The 20,590-nt window shown below is 68.9% G+C and carries 20 protein-coding genes and 1 pseudogene; 19 read left to right on the plus strand and 2 right to left on the minus strand.

Annotated features, from left to right (window positions below):
* The first annotated feature begins 79 nt into the window (after positions 1–79).
* Positions 80–667, plus strand: coding sequence for a hypothetical protein (locus AB0M70_RS17735; RefSeq protein ID WP_365820894.1), 588 nt, complete (start codon positions 80–82; stop codon positions 665–667).
* A gap of 92 nt (positions 668–759) precedes the next feature.
* Here AB0M70_RS17735 and AB0M70_RS17740 read toward each other — a convergent pair whose 3' ends face one another.
* Positions 760–1,074 (minus strand): ferredoxin, encoded by a 315-nt coding sequence (locus tag AB0M70_RS17740; protein WP_363210880.1) that lies wholly within the window; start codon positions 1,072–1,074, stop codon positions 760–762.
* Between the two features lie 254 nt (positions 1,075–1,328).
* Between AB0M70_RS17740 and arc the strand changes: the two genes are divergently transcribed.
* The 6 genes and pseudogenes from arc (at position 1,329) to prcA (ending at position 7,050) form a co-directional block, all read left to right on the plus strand.
* Positions 1,329–3,095 (plus strand): proteasome ATPase, encoded by a 1,767-nt coding sequence (gene arc / locus AB0M70_RS17745; protein WP_363210881.1) that lies wholly within the window; start codon positions 1,329–1,331, stop codon positions 3,093–3,095.
* 212 nt (positions 3,096–3,307) lie between these two features.
* Positions 3,308–4,819, plus strand: coding sequence for a depupylase/deamidase Dop (gene dop, locus AB0M70_RS17750; RefSeq protein WP_365820895.1), 1,512 nt, complete (start codon positions 3,308–3,310; stop codon positions 4,817–4,819).
* A gap of 124 nt (positions 4,820–4,943) precedes the next feature.
* Positions 4,944–5,162 carry a ubiquitin-like protein Pup gene (locus AB0M70_RS17755; protein ID WP_249590985.1) on the plus strand — a complete coding sequence of 73 codons (219 nt, stop codon included), beginning with the start codon at positions 4,944–4,946 and terminating at the stop codon, positions 5,160–5,162.
* A 70-nt stretch (positions 5,163–5,232) separates the two neighbouring features.
* A pseudogene (locus tag AB0M70_RS17760) lies at positions 5,233–5,428 on the plus strand (recombination endonuclease VII); the annotation flags it as partial.
* On the plus strand, positions 5,380–6,225 hold the full coding sequence (gene prcB, locus AB0M70_RS17765) for a proteasome subunit beta (protein ID WP_365820896.1): 846 nt from the start codon (positions 5,380–5,382) through the stop codon (positions 6,223–6,225). The pseudogene AB0M70_RS17760 and the gene prcB, both read left to right, overlap by 49 nt.
* A gap of 60 nt (positions 6,226–6,285) precedes the next feature.
* Entirely contained in the window at positions 6,286–7,050 is a 765-nt protein-coding gene (prcA, locus tag AB0M70_RS17770) for a proteasome subunit alpha (protein WP_365820897.1), read from the plus strand.
* Between the two features lie 64 nt (positions 7,051–7,114).
* Here prcA and AB0M70_RS17775 read toward each other — a convergent pair whose 3' ends face one another.
* Entirely contained in the window at positions 7,115–8,200 is a 1,086-nt protein-coding gene (locus tag AB0M70_RS17775) for a LacI family DNA-binding transcriptional regulator (RefSeq protein WP_365820898.1), read from the minus strand.
* A 68-nt stretch (positions 8,201–8,268) separates the two neighbouring features.
* On the opposite strand from AB0M70_RS17775, the gene AB0M70_RS17780 reads away from it, so the two are divergent.
* The 12 genes from AB0M70_RS17780 to AB0M70_RS17835 all read left to right on the plus strand — a co-directional run bounded on the left by AB0M70_RS17780 (position 8,269) and on the right by AB0M70_RS17835 (position 20,398).
* A complete protein-coding gene (locus AB0M70_RS17780) occupies positions 8,269–9,528 on the plus strand; it encodes an MFS transporter (protein WP_365820899.1) in 1,260 nt (419 codons plus the stop codon).
* A 9-nt stretch (positions 9,529–9,537) separates the two neighbouring features.
* Complete coding sequence (gene pafA, locus AB0M70_RS17785; RefSeq protein ID WP_135334215.1) at positions 9,538–10,899, plus strand: Pup--protein ligase; 1,362 nt, start codon at positions 9,538–9,540, stop codon at positions 10,897–10,899.
* A 130-nt stretch (positions 10,900–11,029) separates the two neighbouring features.
* Entirely contained in the window at positions 11,030–12,031 is a 1,002-nt protein-coding gene (locus AB0M70_RS17790) for an FKBP-type peptidyl-prolyl cis-trans isomerase (RefSeq protein ID WP_365821136.1), read from the plus strand.
* Positions 12,032–12,075: 44 nt separating this feature from the next.
* Positions 12,076–12,450: an FKBP-type peptidyl-prolyl cis-trans isomerase gene (locus AB0M70_RS17795; protein ID WP_363210887.1), complete on the plus strand. Its 375-nt coding sequence runs from the start codon at positions 12,076–12,078 to the stop codon at positions 12,448–12,450.
* Positions 12,451–12,597: 147 nt separating this feature from the next.
* Entirely contained in the window at positions 12,598–13,551 is a 954-nt protein-coding gene (locus tag AB0M70_RS17800; RefSeq protein WP_365820900.1) for a WYL domain-containing protein, read from the plus strand.
* A gap of 17 nt (positions 13,552–13,568) precedes the next feature.
* A complete protein-coding gene (locus AB0M70_RS17805) occupies positions 13,569–14,567 on the plus strand; it encodes a WYL domain-containing protein (RefSeq protein WP_365820901.1) in 999 nt (332 codons plus the stop codon).
* Positions 14,568–14,578: 11 nt separating this feature from the next.
* Positions 14,579–14,830: a hypothetical protein gene (locus tag AB0M70_RS17810; protein WP_365821137.1), complete on the plus strand. Its 252-nt coding sequence runs from the start codon at positions 14,579–14,581 to the stop codon at positions 14,828–14,830.
* A 9-nt stretch (positions 14,831–14,839) separates the two neighbouring features.
* Entirely contained in the window at positions 14,840–15,037 is a 198-nt protein-coding gene (locus tag AB0M70_RS17815) for a hypothetical protein (protein WP_365820902.1), read from the plus strand.
* Between the two features lie 249 nt (positions 15,038–15,286).
* Positions 15,287–15,577, plus strand: a complete 291-nt coding sequence (gene tatA, locus AB0M70_RS17820; RefSeq protein ID WP_365820903.1) for a Sec-independent protein translocase subunit TatA — start codon at positions 15,287–15,289, stop codon at positions 15,575–15,577.
* 47 nt (positions 15,578–15,624) lie between these two features.
* Positions 15,625–16,584, plus strand: coding sequence for a twin-arginine translocase subunit TatC (gene tatC, locus AB0M70_RS17825; protein ID WP_365820904.1), 960 nt, complete (start codon positions 15,625–15,627; stop codon positions 16,582–16,584).
* Between the two features lie 42 nt (positions 16,585–16,626).
* Positions 16,627–17,535: a diacylglycerol kinase gene (locus AB0M70_RS17830; protein WP_365820905.1), complete on the plus strand. Its 909-nt coding sequence runs from the start codon at positions 16,627–16,629 to the stop codon at positions 17,533–17,535.
* 52 nt (positions 17,536–17,587) lie between these two features.
* Complete coding sequence (locus AB0M70_RS17835; RefSeq protein WP_365820906.1) at positions 17,588–20,398, plus strand: DEAD/DEAH box helicase; 2,811 nt, start codon at positions 17,588–17,590, stop codon at positions 20,396–20,398.
* Positions 20,399–20,590: the final 192 nt, after the last annotated feature.

The following is a 20,590-nucleotide window of genomic DNA, read 5'->3' on the forward strand; positions in this document are numbered from 1 at the left end:
GTGTTCCGCCGCACTGTGAGGTATGGCACGATGCTGGCCACCTCCCCCACCGGCACAGCCCTCACAGGAGACACTCCTAGTGCAGCACCCCGCCGTCCCGGAACTGGCACACAACACCACCCGCCCCATCCACTGGCTGGCCACCGCGGCCGCGCTCGCCGCCGTCATCGCCGGCTCGTCGTTCCTGCAGCCCGACCCCGCGACCGCCGCCCAGCCGAGCTCCGAGCCGTCCGGCAAGACCGCCGCGGCCCCCGCGCCGCCCGCGACCGCACCGGATCCGGCCACCGTCACGTTCCCCCTCGCCTGCGGCAAGGCGAAACCCGTGGTCAAGAAGAAGGCCTCCGGAGACCTCGACGGGGACGGCAGGCCCGAGACCGTCGCCGTGGTGCACTGCGCCGCCGGATCGGGCACACCGCCCGACGGCGTGTACGTCATCACCCGCCCCACGCAGGGCAAGCCCCGCGTCGTCGCCACTCTGGTCGACCCGAAGGACCGCCAGAACGTCAGCGACTTCGCCGTACGTGACGGTGTGATCACCGCCACACTCCTCGGTTACTCCGCACCGAACGTGCCCAGCTGCTGCCCGGACCTCGAGGACGCGGCCAAGTGGCAATGGAAAGACGGCACGTTCGCGCGGTCCACGCCGGCCGAGGCCCACACCGTGTGACCGTGCGTGCCCGCATGAACAAGGGCCTGTGCCCGCCGTCCAGCGGCGGGCACAGGCCCTTGTCCATGCGTCAGTTCGCGGAGTTCGCAGCCTCAGGCCGCGTCGGGACCGTAGACCTCGACCCGGTCCGAGACGCGGCGCACGTGAATGCAGTCGCCCGGACACTCCTTCGCCGAGTCGACCACGTCACGCAGAAGCGGCAACGGGACGGGCGTTGTGGCGCCCGGAGCCTGCAACAGCTCGTCGTCGCCGCTCTTCACATAAGCCAGTCCGTCGATGTCCAGCTCGAAGACCTCAGGCGCGTACTGCGCACAGATGCCGTCGCCGGTGCAGAGGTCCTGGTCGATCCAGACCTCCAGCGGATCACGGCTCTCGGAGCCGGTACCGGCCTTCTCTCCCACGGTCATCTCTCCTGCCGGTCGTCACGCCGAGTGAGCCGACTTGGCAGCAAGTCGGGCCAGCCCTGACGGGTGTTGAACGCTTCGACGATACAACCGCCCGCTTTCCGATGTTGTTGGGTGGGTAATGACCTGACGTGAGGGAGAGCGCAAGGGTGAAGATCGGACACACCTCTACCGTCTTTTTGATCTAGGGGTTTCAATCGACACCCACCCAGGTAGGGTCTGGAAGCGTCCAGCTCCCCTTGGAGGAGGTGAGGACCGTGGCAGCCCACGACGACGACATCAACCGCGGCATCCGGCCGGGGCGAGGGTCTGAGGACCCCGCCGGTCAGGTTGCCTATCTCGAGCAGGAAATCGCCGTCCTGCGACGCAAGCTCGCCGACTCTCCGCGTCATACGAGGATTCTCGAAGAGCGGATCGTCGAGCTGCAGACCAATCTGGCCGGCGTGTCCGCACAGAACGAGCGGCTCGCCAACACGCTCCGTGAGGCCCGCGACCAGATCGTGGCCCTCAAGGAAGAAGTCGACCGGCTCGCGCAGCCGCCGGCCGGCTTCGGAGTCTTCCTCGTGGCGAACGAGGACGGCACGGCGGACATCTTCACCGGGGGCCGCAAGCTCCGGGTGAACGTCAGCCCCGGCGTGGAGCTCGAAGAGCTCAGGCGTGGCCAGGAAGTAATGCTGAACGAAGCGCTCAACGTGGTCGAGGCCATGGAGTACGAGAGCGTGGGAGACATCGTCACCCTCAAGGAGATCCTCGAGGACGGCGAGCGCGCCCTGGTGGTCGGGCACACCGACGAGGAGCGAGTGGTCCGGCTCGCCGAGCCACTCCTCGACGTCACCATCCGCCCCGGTGACGCACTCCTGCTCGAACCCCGCTCCGGGTACGTCTACGAAGTGGTGCCCAAGAGCGAGGTCGAAGAGCTCGTCCTCGAAGAGGTGCCGGACATCGGCTACGAGCAGATCGGCGGCCTGGGCAACCAGATCGAGCTGATCCGCGACGCGGTCGAACTGCCCTACCTCTACCCGGACCTCTTCAGGGAGCACGAACTGCGGCCGCCCAAGGGCGTCCTGCTGTACGGGCCTCCCGGCTGCGGCAAGACGCTCATCGCGAAGGCCGTCGCCAACTCCCTTGCCAAGAAGGTCGCCGAGGTGACCGGACAGGCGTCGGGGAAGAGTTACTTCCTCAACATCAAGGGCCCCGAGCTCCTCAACAAGTACGTCGGCGAGACCGAGCGCCACATCCGCCTGGTCTTCCAGCGTGCGAGGGAGAAGGCGAGCGAGGGAACCCCCGTCATCGTCTTCTTCGACGAGATGGAATCCCTCTTCCGCACCCGCGGATCCGGTGTCAGCTCGGACGTGGAGAACACCATCGTCCCCCAGCTGCTCGCCGAGATCGACGGCGTGGAAGGCCTGGAGAACGTCATCGTCATCGGTGCCTCCAACCGTGAGGACATGATCGACCCGGCGATCCTGCGCCCCGGACGACTCGACGTGAAGATCAAGATCGAGCGCCCGGACGCCCAGGCGGCCAAGGACATCTTCGCCAAGTACCTCACCGAGCGGCTTCCGCTGCACGCGGACGACCTCGCCGAACACAGCGCCGACCGGCGCACCACCGTGGACGGCATGATCCAGTCCGTCGTGGAGCAGATGTACGCGGAATCCGAGGAGAACCGCTTCCTCGAGGTGACGTACGCCAATGGCGACAAGGAAGTCCTGTACTTCAAGGACTTCAACTCCGGCGCCATGATCGAGAACATCGTCGGACGCGCCAAGAAGATGGCCATCAAGGCCTTCCTCGACGCCAACCAGAAGGGCATCAGGGTCTCCCACCTCCTGCAGGCTTGCATCGACGAGTTCAAGGAGAACGAGGACCTGCCCAACACCACCAACCCGGACGACTGGGCCCGCATCTCCGGCAAGAAGGGCGAACGGATCGTCTACATCCGTACGCTCGTCACCGGAAAGCAGGGCGCGGACACCGGACGCTCCATCGACACGGTGGCCAACACCGGTCAGTACCTGTAGAAGACAGGACGGCTGCGGGTGTCCTTCGTGGGTACCCGCAGCTGTCTGTTTTTCAATGAAGGCAATGATCTCCCCACCAGCGCAAAGGCGCTCTAGGCTCTTCGGTACCGCCGAGCGCGCAGTGCGGGGACGGGCACCGCACACGCACCGGAGAACCAGCGGTACTTGAGCGCCGTTCCCGGAGGGGAGCGCCGCCGGGCAAGGAGGGCCGCATGACCGTACGGCGAGTAATGGGCATCGAGACGGAGTACGGCATCTCCGTCCCCGGCCACCCGAACGCCAATGCCATGCTCACCTCGTCCCAGATCGTCAACGCCTACGCCGCGGCGATGCACCGGGCGCGACGCGCCCGCTGGGACTTCGAGGAGGAGAACCCCCTGCGGGACGCGCGGGGCTTTGACCTCGCCCGCGAGACCGCCGACGCCAGTCAGCTCACCGATGAGGACATCGGCCTCGCCAACGTGATCCTCACCAATGGGGCGCGCCTCTACGTGGACCACGCGCACCCCGAGTACAGCTCACCCGAGGTCACCAACCCCTGGGACGCCGTTCTGTGGGACAAGGCCGGCGAGCGCATCATGGCGGAGGCGGCCGAACGCGCGGCGCAGCTGCCGGGGGCCCAGCCGATCCACCTCTACAAGAACAACACCGACAACAAGGGCGCCTCCTACGGCACGCACGAGAACTACCTGATGAAGCGGGAGACCCCCTTCTCGGACATCGTGCGCCACCTGACGCCGTTCTTCGTCTCCCGGCAGGTCGTCACCGGCGCGGGGCGCGTCGGCATCGGCCAGGACGGGCACGAGCACGGCTTCCAGCTCAGCCAGCGCTCGGACTACTTCGAGGTCGAGGTGGGTCTGGAGACCACCCTCAAGCGGCCCATCATCAACACCCGGGACGAGCCGCACTCGGACGCCGAGAAGTACCGCCGCCTGCATGTCATCATCGGCGACGCGAACCTCTCCGAGATCTCGACGTATCTGAAGCTGGGCACGACCTCGCTGGTCCTCGCCATGATCGAGGACGGCTTCATCGCGGTGGATCTCGCCGTCGACCAGCCCGTGCGCACCCTGCACCAGGTCTCCCACGATCCGACGCTCCAGCGCCTGATCACGCTCCGTAGCGGGCGGACACTCACCGCTGTCCAGCTCCAGATGGAGTACTTCGAGCTGGCCCGCAAGTACGTGGAGGAGCGGTACGGCTCCGACGCCGACGAACAGACCAAGGACGTCCTGACCCGATGGGAAGACGTCCTGGGCCGTCTGGAGAGCGATCCGATGAGCCTCTCCGGAGAGCTCGACTGGGTCGCCAAGCGAGAACTCATGGAGGGCTACCGCCGCCGTGACAGTCTCGACTGGGACGCGGCACGCCTGCACCTGGTCGACCTCCAGTACGCGGACGTACGGCCCGACAAGGGCCTCTACAACCGTCTGGTGGCACGCGGCAAGATGAAGCGCCTCCTGGAGGAGCCACAGGTCGAGCGTGCCCAGGCCAAGCCTCCTGAGGACACACGCGCGTACTTCCGCGGCCGCTGTCTCGAGCAGTACGCGGACGACGTGGCCGCGGCCTCGTGGGATTCGGTCATCTTCGACCTGCCGGGCCGCGACTCCCTCCAGCGTGTGCCCACACTGGAGCCGCTGCGCGGCACGCGGAACCACGTCAAGGAGCTCCTTGACCGCTGCCGCACGGCGGAGGATCTGGTCCGGGTGCTCTCCGGAGGCTGAAAGACCCGGCGTGTGGGAATCATCGAGGTGGTCCCCGGACGTTGCAGTAACTACGGGGCCGATGTCAGACCTGGCTTATAGGGTCTGATCAAGTGCATCGAACCGAACGAGCGGGGTGAGGTAGATGGCGACCAAGGACACCGGCGGCGGACAGCAGAAGGCGACGCGTTCCACCGAGGAGGTCGAGGAGCAGACAGAGGAAGCGCAGGGCTCCGAAGACCTCAAGGAGCGCCAGGAGAAGCTGAGCGACGACGTGGACTCCGTTCTGGACGAGATCGACGACGTCCTCGAGGAGAATGCCGAGGACTTCGTACGTTCGTTCGTACAAAAGGGCGGACAGTAGGGCAAGGCGCACGCGGTGCGGGAGTGCGTGGCGCGGTACCGGGCCACGCACCTCAACGCCCTGGACCACACATGTGGATCACCGCCGCGAGGCGGGTAGGGTCCGTGACGAAGAGCCCTTCAGACGTAATTCGCTTCAACTGCAAATCGGCCACCGGCGAGTTGGGACACGCTCCCGGCGCACAGCGCCCGGCCGTCACTTACCTGGAAGGAAACGCGTGGAAGCCAACACTCGTAGCACCGGGCGTCTACCAGCTGCCTTCCTGACGCCTGGTTCCTCGTCCTTCATGGACTTCCTGTCCGAGCATCAGCCCGAGATCCTGCCGGGCAACCGGCAGTTGCCGCCCACGCAGGGTGTCATCGAGGCGCCGCACGGCACGACGATCGTGGCGACGACGTTCCCCGGTGGTGTGGTGCTCGCCGGTGACCGACGGGCGACCATGGGCAATGTCATCGCGCAGCGCGACATCGAGAAGGTCTTCCCTGCTGACGAGTACTCAGCGGTCGGCATCGCCGGCACCGCGGGGCTCGCGGTCGAGATGGTCAAGCTCTTCCAGCTGGAGCTCGAGCACTTCGAGAAGGTCGAGGGCGCCACGCTTTCCCTGGAGGGCAAGGCGAACCGTCTCTCCACGATGATCCGGTCGAACCTGGGCATGGCCATGCAGGGCCTGGCCGTCGTCCCGCTCTTCGCGGGGTATGACGTGGACCGCGAGAAGGGGCGCATCTTCTCGTACGACGTCACGGGCGGCCGTTCCGAGGAGCACGGCTTCGCGGCCACCGGCTCCGGCTCGGTCTTCGCGCGGGGAGCGATGAAGAAGCTCTACCGCAAGGACCTGACGGAGGAGGAGGCGACGACGCTCGTCGTGCAGGCGTTGTACGACGCGGCGGACGACGACTCGGCGACAGGTGGCCCGGATGTCGCCCGCCGGATCTATCCGATCGTCACCGTGATCTCCGACGAGGGTTTCCGGCGGCTGGGGGACGAGGAGTCCTCCGAGATCGCCCGCTCGATCCTGGAGCGGCGCCTGGAGCAGCCCGACGGTCCGCGGGCCTCGCTGCTCTGATCGATCCGTATTCGCCACTGACTTCAGTTTCAGTCACTGACAGAAAGGGACGGATAGCCGGTGTCGACGCCGTTCTATGTCTCACCCCAGCAGGCCATGGCCGACCGGGCGGAATACGCCCGCAAGGGCATCGCCCGCGGTCGCAGCCTTGTTGTGCTGCAGTTCGCCGATGGCATCGTGTTCGTCGGCGAGAACCCGTCCCGTGCGCTGCACAAGTTCAGCGAGATCTATGACCGGATCGGCTTCGCGGCCGCCGGCAAGTACAACGAGTACGAGAACCTGCGGATCGGTGGCGTGCGGTACGCCGATCTCCGTGGATACACCTACGACCGCGACGATGTGACGGCCCGTGGGCTCGCGAACGTCTATGCCCAGACGCTGGGCACGATCTTCTCGAGCAACGCGGAGAAGCCGTACGAGGTCGAGCTGGTCGTCGCCGAGGTGGGCGCCACTCCGGACGGCGACCAGATCTACCGGCTGCCGCACGACGGTTCGATCGTGGACGAGCACGGCTCGGTCGCGGTCGGCGGCAACGCCGAACAGATCAGCACGTATCTCGATCAGCGGCACCGTGACGGGATGACGCTGGCGGAGGCCCTGAAGCTGGCCGTGCAGTCGCTGTCCCGCGACACGAACGGCAGCGAGCGGGAGATCCCCGCGGAGCGCCTGGAGGTGGCGGTCCTCGACCGTACGAGGCCGCAGCAGCGCAAGTTCAAGCGGATCGTCGGGCGTCAGCTCGCGCGGCTGCTGGAAGGGGGCGCGTCGGCGCCCACGGACGCCGCGTCCGACAACGAAGAGCTGGACGCCGAATCCGACGACGAGTAGGCGAGTCCGTTCGCGTGCGCCCCGTGGGCCGGCCCTGTGGCCGGGACACGGGGCGCACGCATGTCTAGCGGGCGGCTGCGGTCGAGCCGCGGACCACCAGTTCGACGGGGAGCGTGTCGGTCGGGGGCGTGCGTCCGTCGAGGACGGCGAGCAGCGAGGCCATGCCGCGTTCGCCGAACTGTTCCGCCGGGAGCCGCACGGTGGTGAGTTCGGGTTCCACGGCGGTGGCCAGCGTGAGGTCGTCGAAGCCGGTCACCGAGAGATCCTCGGGCACGCGCAGTCCGAGGCGGCGGGCGGCCTTGCAGGCGCCCGCGGCGAGGATGTCGTCGTCGCAGACGAGCGCGGTGGGGCGGGGGCCTGGCGCCGACAGGGCGGCCTCAGCGGCCGCGCGGGCGTCCTCGACGGTGAGGAGTGCCCGAGCGGTGCGTACGGCCGTCTCGGTGCCGCTGAGGGCCGTGGCGAGGGCGTCGGAGCGTACGTCGAAGGTCCAGGAGTCGACGCCCGCTGCGAGGTGGAGGAAGTCGCGGTGGCCCAGGGCGAGGAGGTGCTCGGTCACCCGGCGCATGCCGTCGCCGATGTCGAGGTTGACGGTGGCGGCCCCGAGGCTGCCGGCCGGGTCGCTGTCGAGCATCACCAGGGGGAGGGCGTCGCCCTGGATGGTGGCGAGCGCGTCGGAGGCCATGGAGGACGCGAGGATGCCGTCGAGGGCGGCGCGGCTGGAGCCGAAGGGGTCGCGGGCGGGGCCGATGCCTTCGGGGGAGGGGTAGAGGACGACTCCGAAGCCGTGCTCGGCGGCGACGCGGGCGGCTCCGGTGTAGACGCGGGCGAAGAACTCGTTGGTGAGGGCGGGGACGACGAGGAGAGCGGTCCTGGTGCGGCCGAGGCGGAGGTTGCGGGCGGCGAGGTTGGGGCGGTAGCCCAGGTCGCGGGCGGTGGCCCGGACGCGTTCGGCGGTCCGCTCGGCGACGCGGCCGCGCCACTTTTCGCCGAACACCAGTGAGACGGTGGCCTGGGAGACCCCGGCGGCGCGTGCGACGTCGCGGCTCGTGGGGCGTGACCCCGCGGCCTCCTGCTCTGGCCCGGCCACTACTGGTACCTCCCAGGTCGGTCCCGCGGGGGAGATCGGGATGGACCCGCGGTGAGCGCTCATGGTACGTATGACGCTCGACGTTATACGTAAAACCTCCGCGCGTCTGCGCAGAGGGAGGGGCGGGAAGCATGGCTGCCGGATACGCGGAGATCCTTCGGACGAGATACGCCGGACGGCTGCTTGCGGGCACCCTGGTGGGCCGGCTGCCGAACGCGACGGCCGCGATCGCCATCGTGCTGTTCATCCGCGCCGAGGGCGGTACCTACAGCCTGGCCGGCGCCCTCGCCGCGGTGTACGGCGTGGCCAACGCGGTGGGCCAGCCGCTGCTCGGCCGCCTGGTGGACCTGTACGGGCAGCCGCGGATCCAGCTGCCCTCCGCGATCGTCTCCGCCGTCGGCATGGGGGCCTTCGCCTTCACCGGGCCCGACTCGCTCGGCCTCGCCTATGGCGCGGTGGGCTTGGCAGGCCTCTTCACGCCGCCCCTCGAAGGCGGCCTGCGCGCGCTGTGGCCCAGCGTCCTCGGCAAGGAGGAGCAGGTGCACAGGGCGTACGCCATGGACGCCGTCGCGCAAGAAATCATGTTCACCGTCGGGCCGTTGCTCGTCACGGCCTGCGTCGCGCTCTGGTCGGAGCAGGCCGCGCTGCTCGTGGTGAACGTCATCGGCGTCCTGGGGGCCCTCTCCGTGGTGATGTCGCAGCCCTCGCGCGCGTGGCGCTCGGCGCCCCGTGAGGCGCACTGGCTCGGCGCGCTGCGCTCACCCGGGCTCATCGCGCTGCTCGGCGCCTTCCTCTTCATCGGCATGGCGCTCGGCTCCATCACGGTCGCCGGTGTGTCGTACGCCGACGAGCACGGCGGCGACGCGGTGTACGGCTGGATGATGGCGGCGCTCGGGCTCGGCGCCCTCGTCGGCGGTTCCGTGTACGGGGCGCGGCAGTGGGCCGGCGTACCGGAGAAGCGGCTGACCGTCCTGGTGGCCCTGCTCGCCCTCTGCTACTGGCCGTTGACCCTGACGCCCGGCGCGGTCGCCATGACGGGTCTTGCGGCCGTCGCCGGGATCTTCCTCGCGCCGGCGCTCGCGTGCGCGTTCATCATCGTGGACCGGCACGCGCCGCGGGGCACCGTCACCGAGGCGTTCTCCTGGCTCGTGACCACGTTCACGGTCGGCGCGTCGCTCGGCACGGCGGCCGCGGGGCCGGTCGTGGAGTGGGGCGGGACGGTGTGGGGCTTCGCCGTTCCTGGGGGTGCGGGCGTCGCCGCGCTGCTCGTCCTGCTGGCCACGGCGCGGGTGCTCGTGCTCCCCGCTGATCCGGCGGTCGTTGCGGGTTCATCGGAAAATGATCGAAACGGTGCCGTCGAACCCGGTTTCAGGGCAGGGCATCAGGCGTAATGTTCAGTCATGGACCGCCGCATTTTCGGGCTGGAGAATGAGTACGGCGTCACGTGCACGTTTAGGGGACAGCGCCGTCTGTCGCCTGACGAGGTGGCGCGCTACCTCTTCCGCCGTGTTGTCTCATGGGGCCGCAGCAGCAACGTCTTTCTGCGGAACGGCGCCCGCCTCTATCTTGACGTCGGGTCACATCCGGAATACGCAACACCGGAATGTGACAACGTGACCGAGCTGGTCACGCACGACAAGGCGGGCGAGCGCATTCTGGAAGGCCTGCTCGTCGACGCCGAACGCCGCCTGCACGAGGAGGGAATCGCGGGCGACGTCTATCTCTTCAAGAACAACACCGACTCGGCGGGAAACTCCTACGGCTGCCACGAGAACTATCTGGTGGCCCGGCACGGGGAGTTCTCGCGGCTCGCGGACATCCTCATTCCCTTCCTCGTCACGCGACAGCTGCTCTGCGGCGCGGGCAAGGTGCTGCAGACTCCACGCGGCGCCGTGTACTGCGTCAGTCAGCGTGCCGAGCACATCTGGGAAGGGGTCTCCTCCGCGACCACCCGCTCCCGGCCGATCATCAACACCCGCGACGAACCGCACGCGGACGCCGAGCGCTACCGCCGGCTGCACGTCATCGTCGGTGACTCGAACATGTCCGAGACGACCATGCTCCTGAAGGTCGGCGCCACCGACCTCGTGCTGCGCATGATCGAAGCGGGCACGGTGATGCGCGACCTGACCCTGGAGAACCCGATCCGGGCGATCCGCGAGGTCAGCCACGACATCACGGGCCGCCGCAAGGTGCGTCTGGCCAGCGGCCGCGAGGCCTCCGCCCTCGAAGTCCAGCGCGAGTACTACGAGAAGGCCGTGGACTTCGTGGAGCGCCGCGGCATCCGCACGGGCACGGTCGAGCAGGTCCTGGAGCTGTGGGGCCGCACGCTCGACGCGATCGAGGCCGAGGACCTCGACCGCATCGGCACCGAGATCGACTGGGTCATGAAGTACAAGCTCATCGAGCGGTACCGAGCGAAGAACAACATGACCATGTCGCATCCGCGGGTCGCGCAGATAGACCTCGCGTACCACGACATCCACCGCCGTCGCGGGCTGTACTACCTCCTGGAGAGGAAGGGGCAAGCCGCCCGCATCTGCAACGACTTGAAGATCTTCGAGGGCAAGTCGGTGCCGCCGCAGACCACCCGCGCGCGGCTGCGGGGCGACTTCATCCGCAGGGCCCAGGAGCAGCGCCGCGACTTCACGGTCGACTGGGTGCACCTGAAGCTCAACGACCAGGCACAGCGCACGGTGTTGTGCAAGGACCCCTTCCGGTCGGTGGACGACCGGGTGGAGAAACTGATCGCCGGAATGTAACCCCGGATACAGCAGGTGCGTTGCGGGAACGCAACGCGGGGCGCCGTACGTTCCTCGTACGGCGCCCTTCTCCATGCGTAGAGTTGCGCGCACGCCAACCGACAAGATCGACCGATACGAGGCCCCCACCGTGCGCCGACGCTCACTCCTCCTTGCTGTTCCGGCCGGCCTGCTCACGCTGGCCGGGTGTGGTGACGACAAGAAGGCCGACAAAGCCAAGCCCAGCGACAGCCCAGCCCCTTCCAACTCGACCTCGGCCGCACCGACGGCGAAGATCGTGGACGGGCCCCTGCCCGAGATCACGAAGGGGACGAAGTTCGGCCAGAAGCCGACCGTCGCGAAGGGGTCCGGCAAGCCGTCCTCCGACCTCGCGGTCAAGACCCTGGTCGAGGGCAAGGGCGCCGTGGTGAAGAAGGGCGACTACCTCCAGGCGAACTACCTCGGCCAGATCTGGGCCACGGCGAAGGTGTTCGACAACTCGTACGACCGGGGCAACCCCACGGTCTTCCCGATCGGCACCGGTCAGGTCATCCCCGGCTGGGACCAGGCGCTCGTGGGCAAGAAGCTCGACAGCCGTGTGCAGCTCGCGATCCCGCCGAAGATGGGTTACGGCACCGAGGGCAACAAGCAGGCGGGCATCAAGGGCGACGACACCCTGGTCTTCGTCGTCGACCTGGTGGGCACCTTCAGCGCCAAGAGCTCGGCCAAGGGCAAGGAGGTCGCGCAGTCCAACATCGACCTGCCCAAGGTCGGCACGAACACGGACGGCAAGGCCCCCTCGATCGACGTCCCCAAGAAGGACGCCCCGAAGAAGCTCGTGGCGAACTACATCCTCGAGGGCGACGGCGAGGAGATCAAGGAGACCGACAGCCTCCTGTGCCAGTACAAGGGCGTGCTGTGGGCCGACGGCAAGGAGTTCGACTCCTCGTACAAGAGGAACGAGTTGGCCTCGTTCCAGCTCGCGCAGGTCGTCAAGGGCTGGGCGCAGGGCCTGACCGGCAAGAAGGTCGGCAGCCGCGTCCTGGTCGTCGTCCCCCCGAAGCTCGGGTACGGTGACCAGCCGCCGCAGGGCAGCACCATCAAGAAGGACTCCACGCTGGTCTTCACCGTGGACATCCTCGCGAAGATGTAACACTGTCCCGGCTGGCCATTCGTATCAAAGCAGGAGCAATAGACGTGAGCATCGAGAAGCCCGAGATCGACTTCCCCGAGGGCCCGGTCCCCACCGACCTCCAGATCGTGGACATCTGGGAGGGCGACGGCCCGGAGGCGAAGGCGGGCGCCACCGTCTCCGTCCACTACGTGGGCGTGGCTTTCTCCACCGGTGAAGAGTTCGACGCCTCCTGGAACCGCGGCACGCCGCTCCAGTTCCAGCTGGGCGCCGGTCAGGTCATCGCCGGCTGGGACCAGGGCGTCCAGGGCATGAAGGTCGGCGGACGCCGCCGTCTGACCATTCCCTCGCACCTCGCGTACGGCGAGCGCGGCGCCGGTGGCGGCCGTATCGCGCCCGGCGAGGCCCTGATCTTCGTCTGTGACCTCGTCGGCGTCTGAGCGACGACCGAGCGACGACTGAGGACTGGGTCTGATCAGACCTGTCCGTCGAGGCCCATGCCGGTTCCGGCATGGGCCTCGGCTTTTCCCACGACACCCCGGGGCGGTACGGTCGGCGGTCGGAAGCACTGTTGAGAAAGGGCGTCGATGGCCATTGCCAAGGCCGAGCGGCTGATGAACCTGGCGCTGTGTCTGCTCGGGACGCGGCGGCCGCTCAGCAAGCGCGAGCTGCGCGAGTCCATCGAGGCCTATCTGGAGGCGGGGTCCGACGACTCCTTCAACCGGATGTTCGAGCGCGACAAGGACGATCTGCGCGAACTCGGCCTGGTCATCGAGACGGTGGAGAACCTCGACGGCGAGGTCGGCTATCTCGCGCGCCGCGACAGCAACCGCCTCCCGCCCATCACCATCGACGCCGAGGAAGCCGCCGCGCTCGGCCTCGCGGCCAAGGTCTGGCAGCAGGCCCGCCTGGCCGGGGCAGCCAGCGGCGCCCTGCAGAAGCTGCGCGCCGCGGGCCTTCCCGAGGACGTCGACCCGTACGAGGCGCACAGCGCGCTCGAACCGCGCATCCCCGTGCACGAAACGTCCTTCGAGCCGCTGATGCTCGCCTGCCGCGACCGCCGCCCCGTCGTCTTCGACTACCGCAAGGCCACCGCGGCCCGCCCAGAGCAGCGCCACGTCGAGCCGTGGGCGCTCGAATGCTGGCGCGGCCACTGGTATCTCGCGGGCTGGGACCGTGACCGCGGCGCCGAGCGTGTGTTCCGGCTCTCCCGCATCACCGGGAAGGTCCGCGCCCGCGCGGGCAAGTTCACCGCGGGCGTCCCCGACGTCGTCACGGTGCGCGAGACCGTCGCGGGCTGGGCGGGGGAGAGCGCCGACCGCTCCGCCCTGATCCGGCTGCGTACGGGCGCGGGCTACCCGCTGCGCGCCAAGGCCGCCCACATACGTGAAGTGGGCGAGGGGTGGGACGAGTTGGAGATTCCGTACGGGCACGGGCTGGACGCCTGGCTGGTGGAGTTCGGGCCCGACGTGGTGGTCCTCGAACCCGCCGAGCTGCGGGCCGACGTGGTGGACCGGCTGCGCGCCGTGGCCAAGGGCTGAGGGGGACACACCGAATCATGGCCACGAACGCGATCGACCAGACCCGTCGGATGCTGTCCCTGGTGACGTATCTGCGCGAGCGCCCCGGCGCCCACGTCAGCGATGTCGCCCGCGCCTTCGGGATCACCGAGGACGAGCTGATCTCCGACCTGGACGTGCTGCCGCTGTGCGGGACCAGCTTCCGCGGCGGCGACCTCCTGGACATCGACACCGACGGCGACCGCATCTGGTGGCACAACCCGGACGACGTGGCGGCCCCCCTGCGGCTCGCCGCCGACGAGGCCACCGCGCTCCTGGTGGCCGCCCGCGCGGTCTCCACGCTCCCGGGGCTGCGCGAGAGCGACCGCCAGGCCCTGGTGCGCGCCACCGCGAAGCTGGAGACGGCGGCCGGAGAGAACGCGGGCGCCAGCGCACGGCTCTCGGTGACCTTCGAGTCGGAGGGCGGTGTCTTCGCCGAGGTCGACCGCGCCATCTCCGAGCGGCGCAGGCTCTGGCTGCGCTACTACTCACCGGCACGCGACGAGCTCACCGAGCGCGAGGTCGACCCGATCCGGCTCTTCGCCGTCGGGCACACCTACATGGAGGCGTGGTGCTACCTCTCCGAGGCGCGCCGCACCTTCCGCCTCGACCGGGTGGCCGAGATCAGGATTCTGGACGAGGCGTCCGCGCCGCCCGAGGTGGAGCTGCGTGACCTCTCCGAAGGGCTCGTGCAGCCGGCCGCGGAGGACCCCGAGGTGGTCGTCGAGGTCGGCCCCGGCGGCCGCTGGGTCGCCGAGTACTACCCCCACGACAGCGCCGAGGAACTTCCCGACGGCGGCCTGCGGATCACGCTGCGCACCCCGGAGCCCACCTCGCTGCGCAGGCTCGCGCTGCGGCTCGGCGGGGACGGGCACATCGTCTCCCCGGCGGATCTCGCGGACAGCGCGCGGCAGGCGGCGCGCGAGGCCCTCGCGGCCTATGACGAGCACGACCAACACCCCGGCGGGTCGTACGACAGGCAGGAGCAAGGGCGTTGACCACCAGCCTCATGTCCGAGATTCCCGGAATGTCGAGAATCGCCCCTGTGCTCTTCAAGGCCGCCTGCCCCGACTGCCGCGCCCGCTTCGAACTCTCCGCGGGCGCCCTGCGGTTGGCCATCGGCGCCTCGGCCCGCACCACCTTCTACTCCTTCACCTGCCCGGAGTGCGGCAGCGCGGTGCGCAAGCCCGCGGGCGAACGCATCGTCGAACTGCTCACCGGCGGCGGGGTGCGGACGCTGCGTCTGCACTCGACCGTCTAGGCTCGGCGCATGTTCTGGGCGATGCTGGCGATTGCCGCGGGGTTCTGTGGCCTCGCCGTGCTCGGCGTATTGGCGATTCGGGTCTTCGTCGAGGCGCAGCGCCTCAGCACTCAAGTGACGCAGACCACACAGCGGATCAACCGCGCGGCGGAGGATCTCGAGGCGGCGGCGACGGGTGTGGCACGGGCGAGCCGAGATGTCCTGTAGGTCCAGAAGGTCCTGCGGGTGTCAGGGAGACGCACATCGACACCGCGGCCTGTCAACTTCCCTTGTCCGGCAGGTACGCTGCTGAGGTGGCCCGGAGTGCGAGGCGCGGGCCGCAACTGGGAGTACGCACAGGGATTGCCCTGCGTTCACCCCTGAGCGTTACGATCGCTGCCAGCACGGTGGCCGGACAGCAAGTCCGGCCTGTCCGGCAGCCCCGCCCCTGCCGCCTCGGTGAGAAGGTAAAGACCTATGTTCGGAAAGATCGGCGCCCCCGAGATCATTCTCATTCTCGTCGTCATCGTTCTGCTGTTCGGGGCGAAGAAGCTTCCCGACATGGCCCGGTCGCTCGGCAAGTCCGCGCGCATCCTCAAGAGCGAGGCCAAGGCGATGAAGACGGACGGCAAGAAGGACGAGGCGGCCCCGGCCGACCCGCCCACCGACCCTTCCGCCGCCGCTCAGCGCACCATCCAGGCCGCGCCCGGCGACGTGACCAGCTCGCGCCCGGTCACCGAGCCCACCGACAGCACGACCAAGCGCTGATCCAAGGCCGGCGACGGCCGGCCTGCCGCACGAGATGAGGACGTGGGTTGCTCAAGTCTGCCCGCAAGAAGGAACAGGATCCCGAGGGGCGGATGCCACTCGCGGAGCACCTGCGCGAGCTCCGCAACCGGCTCGCGAAGGCCGTGCTGGCCATCATCGTCGTCGCGATCGTCGCTGCCTTCTTCTACAAGGACATCATCGAGTTCTTCACGAACCCGATCCTGAACTCCGTGGGGTGCGAGAAGAGCTTCGCCGAGCTGGCACAGAAGGAAGACGGCACGTGCGCGCGCATCGTCCTTAACGGCCTGCTCACGCCGTTCACCCTCGCGCTGAAGATCTCCCTGATGGCCGGCGTGGTGCTCGCGTCGCCGATCTGGCTCTACCAGCTGTGGGCCTTCGTCGCCCCCGGACTGCACAAGAGCGAGAAGAAGTACGCCTACGGATTCGTGGCCGCCGGTTTCCCCCTGTTCCTGGGCGGCGGCTTCTTCGCGTACAAGACGCTGCCGACGATGGCCCGGGTGCTGCTCGAATTCTCGCCCGTCGGGATCGACAACCAGCTGCCGCTCGACGAGCTCATCGACCTGGTCACCCGCATGGTGATCGTCTTCGGCCTCTCCTTCGAGCTGCCGCTCCTGCTGGTGATGCTGAACCTCACCGGGGTGCTCACCGGCAAGCGAATGCTCGGCTGGTGGCGCGGCATGATCATGGGCATCACGGTCTTCGCGGCCGTGGCGACGCCCAGCACGGACCCGCTGACCATGATCGCCCTCGCCGGGCCGATCTGGGTGCTGTACTTCGCGGCCACCGCCTTCTCGCTCCTGAACGACCGGCGCAAGGCGAGGATCGACGCGGCCGGGCCCGAAGACGACGAGGCCTCCGAGCTCGACCTGACCCCCGAGGACGTCGGCGCGATCGAGCCCGTGTCCGCGCACAGGGCGCTGCCCGAGCAGGCGAGCGGCGACGGAGCGCAGCGGGACCGGGTCAACGGTTTCGACGACGTGACGTGACCTTGTAAAGTCCTCCCCCAAACTCCGTCCGGGGGGACCCCAGTGACCAGCGACATCACGCTCTTCGTCAATCCCACCGCGGGCCGCGGCCGGGGCGCCCACGCGGCGCAGCCGGCCGCTTCCGCGTTGCGGGCCGCGGGCCACTCCGTCCGCACGGTCATCGGGGAGGACTCGGCCGACGCGCTGCGCCGGGCACGCGATGCCGTGGACGCCGGGACGCGTGCGCTGATCGCCGTCGGCGGTGACGGCATGGCGAGCCTTGCTCTGCAGGCCGTCGCGCGGACCTCGACGCCCTTGGGTGTGGTCGCCGTGGGCACCGGCAACGACTTCGCGCGTGCGCTCGGGCTGCCGGTGCGCGATCCGGCCGCCGCGGGCGCCGTCATCGCCGAGGCGCTCGACGCGGGGCGCACCCGCGACGTCGACCTGGGGCGGGTGGGCAAGACGTGGTTCGGCACCGTGCTCGCCTCCGGCTTCGACTCACGGGTCAACGACCGGGGCAACCGGATGCGCTGGCCCACCGGCCGCTTCAAGTACGACCTCGCCATGGCCGTGGAGCTGGCGGCCTTCCGGCCCGTCCCGTTCCGGATCACCCTTGACGACGAGCAGGTCCACGAGATCGACGCGACACTCGTCGCCGTCGGGAACGGATCCTCGTACGGCGGGGGCATGAGGATCTGCGCGCGGGCCGACCTCGGCGACGGCCTCTTCGATGTCACGGTCGTGGGCGACTGCAGCCGTACGACGCTCCTGAAGGTCTTCCCGCGGGTCTACAAGGGGACGCACCTGGACCACCCCAAGGTCACGGTGTTCCGGGCCGCGAAAGTGGAGATTGCCGCGCCGGGAGTCACCGGTTACGCGGACGGGGAGCAGCTCGGCGGCCTGCCGCTGACGGCCCAGTGCGTGCCGGGGGCCGTACGTGTGCTCGGGCCCGAGGGACCGCGCGAGCCGTAAGGCAGATAATGATCGTCCGTTGTCAGTGGTGGCCGGTAGTCTCGAAAGCACGATGACAGAGGACCTCTCACCGGCCGAGCGGTATGCGGCGGCGCGCGAGCGCGCTGTCGAGCAGGCCACAGCACTCGCCGGCTTCCGCGAGATGTACGAATTCGGCCTCGACCCCTTCCAGATCGACGCCTGTCGGGCGCTCGAGGCGGGCAAGGGCGTGCTCGTGGCGGCACCCACGGGTTCGGGCAAGACGATCGTCGGCGAGTTCGCCGTGCACCTGGCCCTGCTGCAGGGCAAGAAATGCTTCTACACCACGCCCATCAAGGCGCTCTCCAACCAGAAGTACGCCGACCTCTCCAAGAGATACGGCGCGGACAAGGTCGGTCTGCTGACCGGCGACAACAGCGTGAACTCCGACGCCCCGGTGGTCGTGATGACCACCGAGGTGCTGCGGAACATGCTGTATTCGGGCTCGCAGTCGCTGCTCAACCTCGGCTATGTGGTGATGGACGAGGTGCACTACCTCTCCGACCGCTTCCGTGGCGCCGTCTGGGAAGAGGTGATCATCCACCTCCAGGAGTCGGTGACGCTGGTCTCCCTGTCGGCGACCGTCTCGAACGCCGAGGAGTTCGGCGACTGGCTGGACACCGTGCGCGGCGACACCCAGGTGATCGTCTCGGAGCACCGGCCGGTGCCGCTGTTCCAGCACGTCCTCGCCGGGCGCCGGATGTACGACCTCTTCGAGGAGGGCGAGGGCCAGCGCAAGGCCGTCAACCCCGACCTCACGCGCATGGCGCGGATGGAGGCCAGCCGTTCGTACAACCCGCGTGACCGCCGCAAGGGCAAGATGGTCCGCGAGGCCGACCGTGAGCGCGAGCGCAGACAGCGGTCGAGGATCTGGACGCCGGGGCGCCCCGAGGTCATCGACCGGCTCGACTCCGAGGGCCTCCTTCCCGCGATCACCTTCATCTTCAGCCGCGCGGCCTGCGAGGCCGCCGTGCAGCAGTGCCTGCACGCGGGTCTGCGGCTGAACGGCGAGGAGGCGCGGGCCCAGGTCCGCGAGATCGTCGAGGAGCGCACGGCCGCCATCCCGGACGAGGACCTGCACGTCCTTGGGTACTACGAATGGCTGGAAGGCCTGGAGCGCGGCATCGCCGCGCACCACGCGGGCATGCTGCCGACCTTCAAGGAAGTCGTCGAGGAGCTCTTCGTCCGCGGGCTCGTGCGCGCCGTCTTCGCCACCGAGACCCTCGCCCTCGGCATCAACATGCCAGCGCGCAGCGTGGTGTTGGAGAAGCTCGTCAAGTGGAACGGCGAGCAGCACGCGGACATCACGCCCGGTGAGTACACCCAGCTGACCGGGCGTGCCGGGCGCCGTGGCATCGATGTCGAGGGCCATGCCGTGGTCCTGTGGCAGCGCGCCATGAGCCCGGAACACCTCGCGGGCCTCGCCGGTACGCGCACATATCCGCTGCGCTCCAGCTTCAAGCCCTCGTACAACATGGCGGTGAACCTGGTCGAGCAGTTCGGGCGGCACCGCTCGCGCGAGTTGCTCGAGACGTCCTTCGCGCAGTTCCAGGCCGACAAGTCGGTCGTCGGGATCTCCCGGCAGGTGCAGAAGAACGAAGAGGGACTCGAGGGCTACAAAGCCTCGATGACCTGCCACCTGGGCGACTTCGAGGAGTACGCCCGGCTGCGCCGCGAGCTGAAGGACCGGGAGACCGAGCTCGCCAAGCAGGGCGCCAACCAGCGCAGGGCGGCCGCGGCCACCGCCCTGGAGAAGCTCAGGCCCGGCGACGTCATCCACGTGCCGACCGGGAAGTACGCGGGCCTGGCGCTCGTCCTGGACCCGGGAATCCCCGCGGGCCGGGTCAACGGCCACCGCGGCTTCGAGCACCAGGACGGGCCCAGGCCCCTGGTGCTCACCGCCGAGCGGCAGGTCAAGCGCCTGGCCGCGATGGACTTCCCGGTGCCGGTCGAGGCCCTCGAGCGGATGCGCATCCCGAAGTCGTTCAACGCGCGCTCGCCGCAGTCGCGCCGGGACCTGGCGTCCGCCCTGCGCACGAAGGCCGGGCACATCGTGCCGGAGCGCCACCGCAAGGGGCGGGCCGCCGCGGCCGACGACCGCGAGATCGCGCGACTGCGCACGGAACTGCGGGCGCACCCCTGCCACGGGTGCGACGAGCGGGAGGACCACGCGCGGTGGGCCGAGCGCTACCACCGCCTGCGGCGGGACACCGTGCAGCTCGAGCGGCGCATCGAGGGACGCACGAACACCATCGCGCGGACCTTCGACCGGGTCGTCGCGCTGCTCACGGAGCTGGACTACCTCCGGGGTGACGAGGTCACCCAGAACGGCAAGCGGCTCGCCCGGCTCTACGGAGAGCTGGACCTCCTGGCGAGCGAATGCCTGCGCGAAGGCGTGTGGGAGGGGCTCAGCCCGGCCGAACTGGCCGCGTGCGTCTCGGCGTTGGTGTTCGAGGCCAGGGCCGCGGACGACGCGCTCGCCCCCAAGCTGCCCTCCGGGAAGGTGAAGGCGTCCCTCGGCGAGATGGTGCGGATCTGGGGCCGGCTCGATGCCCTGGAGGAAGAGTTCAAGATCAACCAGGCGGAGGGGGTCGGGCAGCGGGAGCCGGACCTCGGGTTCGCCTGGTCGGCGTACATGTGGGCGTCGGACAAGGGTCTCGACGAGGTGCTGCGGGAGGCGGAGATGCCCGCCGGGGACTTCGTGCGGTGGTGCAAGCAGGTGATCGACGTCCTTGGGCAGATCTCGGCGGCCGCTCCCCGTGAGGGGTCCACCGTGGCCAAGAACGCGCGCAAGGCCGTGGATCAGCTGCTGCGCGGTGTGGTGGCGTACAGCTCTGTCGGCTGACGGGCCGCCACGTGCGGGCCGCCACGTGAGGGTCAGCGCCGAAGGGCGGGCCCGGGGATCTCATCCCCGGGCCCGCCCTTTTTCGTATCCAGGTCCGCCTGTTCGACGTCATCACTCCACGTGTTCGATTGATCGCCACGCGTGCAAATGGAGCCGAGTGTATGCCCGTCGGTGAGCGCGCTGCAGGGCCTT

Source organism: Streptomyces sp. NPDC051214, from assembly GCF_040682375.1.
In the GTDB taxonomy this organism is placed as follows: domain Bacteria; phylum Actinomycetota; class Actinomycetes; order Streptomycetales; family Streptomycetaceae; genus Streptomyces.